Below are 2,363 nucleotides of genomic sequence, written 5' to 3' on the forward strand. Positions count from 1 at the left end.
GGCCTTCAAAAAGCTGTCGACCTTTCTTGCCGAGCGCGCAACCTCCGAGGTCGAGCACGACTGTCGGCATGGTCACTTTGTGCAGCTTCGCACTGACATCTTGACCTGGTGTGGCAGTTCGGCCTTCACCTTCTTCTTCGTGGATCCGAAGGGTTGGACGCCGATCGTGATCGACGTGATGGAGCCACTTTTAAAGCGGCCTCGATCCGAGTTTCTGATCAACTTCATCTACGACTTCATCAACCGCACCATTTCGATCCCGGCGTTCGAAGGCGAAATGCGTCAACTGCTGCGTCGATCGGTTGACGTGAATGGAATGTCCCCGAGCGAGCGGGAGACAGCTCTACTTGGCGCGTACCGCGATGGCCTCAAGGCGTGCGTTCCGTCAGGTCGTGGTGAATACCGCGCCCGGACAGCATACGTGGGAGTCATGCATCCGTCGAAGGCGCGGACCAAGTACCACCTGGTCTACTTAACCAGCCACCACACTGGCATCGTTGAGTTCATGGAAATTTCCGAGAAGGTCGACATCGTGCAGACAAGAGTGCGTGCAGCGACAAAATTGGAAGCGCAGGAGCGGCTGTCTGGAACGCCAGACTTGTTCGCGGACAATGTCGGCTCCGAAGTGGGCGAAGGCCGCAGCAGCCCAAGCGATGTCGACGCGTTCTGGCGCCAGTATCTCAGCGCCGGCGAGCGCAGGATCGACACAGCGGCGTTCGCAGACATCCTGGAATCGACGGACTGGTTCCCAGGGGAACTGCAGGCCTCGCTGGTGCGGCTCGTGAAGTCAGGAAAAGTGATTAACATGGATGCAGATGCTTCTCGCCGGAGATCGAAGCCGCTCCACTTCGAGAAGGCAGGCGAGAGGCTCAAGCTCGCGTAGTCAACTGGCCATTCTTACGTGAGAATGGCACGGACGTTGGGGGCGACTGAGAGCCGTATTTGGTAAAGGAAAGACGTAGAGATGCCAAAGCTCTTCACCGTGCTTCCAAACGGGAGGCGTCCGCCGCAAGGCGCGAAGGCGCAGGCGTTCCTGTTAACCGACAACTGGGATGACTGGTTCACGTTCAGCACTCTGTATTCGCTCGTCGTGTTTGACACTGCGGGTAAGGAGCATCGTGCCGGCGGAGTCAAGATCGGACAAGTTGGCATGGCGGAGGGGCAACGCAGGCCCAGCCTCCCAGAGTCATTTGAGACGCTCGGTGATGAGTTCTTTTCGTTGGGTCAGGACGACAGCTACTACGAAACACTGAATGATCTTGGGCCTGAGTTCCGAGACGAGATTCTTCGCGGTCTCCGCGATGCAGCGCTCGATCAAGAGCGCTTCCTTCGCGCCTTGAATGAAAAGGTTACCGGTGTGTCTCTCCTTCGGTCTCTGACGCGATCGACGGTACAAGGGCAGTTCGCCCGCCTAGCGCGTGGTGGTGCGAGGCTTTCGAAGTATGAGTTCTCATATACCGGGCCGCAGCCAAGTCGGTCAAAGCCGGAGCCGACTGAACTCTCGTTCGTTGTCGAACCAGAGTCGATGCCACCGACGAACATCCATGTCCTGATAGGACGCAACGGTGTAGGCAAGACGCACCTGTTGAACAACATGTCGCGCGCGCTCGTCGACAAACGCCCTGATCCAGGAGCGGTAGGGGCCTTCACCGGCGCCGGAGACGAAGGCGATACTGATCTGTTCGCAAACCTGGTGTCTGTCACATTCAGCGCATTCGACCCGTTCGAGCCGCTACCCAACCGGCGCGACAGGTCAGAGGGGCTTCCTTGCGCGTACGTCGGCTTGAAGCGCAGTGGCACGACAACAGACGGAAAGCCACTGGCACCAAAGTCACCGGACAGACTTTCGACAGAGTTCGGCGCCAGTGTGCTTGTCTGCAGCCAAGGGGCCCGGCTAGTTCGATGGCGCCGCGCCTTGCAGATGCTGGAAGCCGACCCGATCTTCAAGGCTGCGGACGTTGCTTCTCTCGCTACCCCCGACCTTGAAGACGACGAAATCAAGACGACTGCGCGCAAGCTTTTCGGCAGTCTGAGTTCGGGCCACAAGATCGTCCTGCTGACGATCACGAGATTGGTGGAAACAGTAGAGGAGCGTACTCTAGTGCTTCTCGATGAACCCGAGGCACATCTTCATCCACCCCTGTTGTCGGCTTTCGTTCGAGCGCTGTCTGACCTTCTTGTGAATCGGAACGGCGTCGCGATCATTGCCACCCACTCACCGGTGATTCTTCAAGAGGTCCCGAGGCGTTGTGTCTGGAAGGTTCGACGAAGCGGCCGTGTCGTGCACGCAGAACGGCCAGAGATCGAAACGTTTGGTGAAAACGTTGGCGTTCTGACGCGCGAGATATTTGGGCTTGAGGTTA

General features: G+C 58.1%; 2 protein-coding genes. Both read left to right on the forward strand.

All coding sequences use genetic code 11. The features are described from left to right. Positions 1-883 (forward strand): class I SAM-dependent methyltransferase (locus CDE01S_RS18770; protein ID WP_066710897.1); only part of this gene is annotated, 883 nt, incomplete at its 5' end. An 81-nt stretch (positions 884-964) separates the two neighbouring features. Further along, positions 965-2,363: AAA family ATPase (locus tag CDE01S_RS17860; protein ID WP_066710898.1), on the forward strand; the 1,399-nt coding region annotated here is incomplete at its 3' end.

It is taken from the genome of Curvibacter delicatus NBRC 14919 (assembly GCF_001592265.1).
In the GTDB taxonomy this organism is placed as follows: Bacteria; Pseudomonadota; Gammaproteobacteria; order Burkholderiales; family Burkholderiaceae_C; genus Hylemonella; species Hylemonella delicata.